At 50.1% G+C, this 657-nt stretch carries 1 protein-coding gene; it reads right to left on the reverse strand.

Annotated features, from left to right (window positions below; all coding sequences use genetic code 11):
• Positions 1-48: 48 nt before the first annotated feature.
• A complete protein-coding gene (locus tag ACFSX3_RS30430; RefSeq protein WP_036732259.1) occupies positions 49-381 on the reverse strand; it encodes a transposase in 333 nt (110 codons plus the stop codon).
• Positions 382-657 lie beyond the last annotated feature (276 nt).

Genomic DNA, 657 nt, shown 5'->3' on the forward strand with positions numbered 1-657 from the left:
GCAAGGTGATGCACATCTTCTCCAAGCGAAACGCGGAGCGATGTTCCTTCATGAACTGGAATCGGCGTTCCTTGGTTTGCTGAAGATGTGCACTGCTTTTTTTATGATGGCCAGTTCTTCCTCCCGGTCGGCGAGCTGATCTTGGCGCTCCTGGAGCTGACGGCGCGCTTCCTTCAACTCGGCTTCGAGCTCCCTCACCCGATCCACACTGGCTACAGGTTCATTCTTGAGCTCCCGGTATTGTCCCATCCATTGATGAAGCGTGCTCTTGGGGATGTCCAGCTCTTCCGCTAACTCCCCGAAGCTCTTCGTCTGTTCTTGTAGAAACTTTACCGTCTGCTTTTTAAACTCTTCATTGTACCGTTTTCGTTGTTCACCCATGGCCACACACCTCCGTGATCCTTATTATCCCTCCGTCCGTTAACTGGCGTCTACTATCTATTCTAAACCCATAAGGTAGCTCAAAACGATACTTAAGAGCAGTATTTCAGAGAATAAGGTCCATGTGGTCCGTTACTTGCCTAATTTATGACTTTCATCCAGAATAAGAGCGCCTCTGGACCTCTGTCAAGAAAGTAGATACTCACGCAACGGATGCCGTCGTAAACTGCTTAGCGAATCGGGCGGGGGAAAGATACCCCAGCGTGCCATGCATTC

The sequence above is a fragment of the Paenibacillus rhizoplanae genome (assembly GCF_042684125.1).
In the GTDB taxonomy this organism is placed as follows: domain Bacteria; phylum Bacillota; class Bacilli; order Paenibacillales; family Paenibacillaceae; genus Paenibacillus_AQ; species Paenibacillus_AQ rhizoplanae.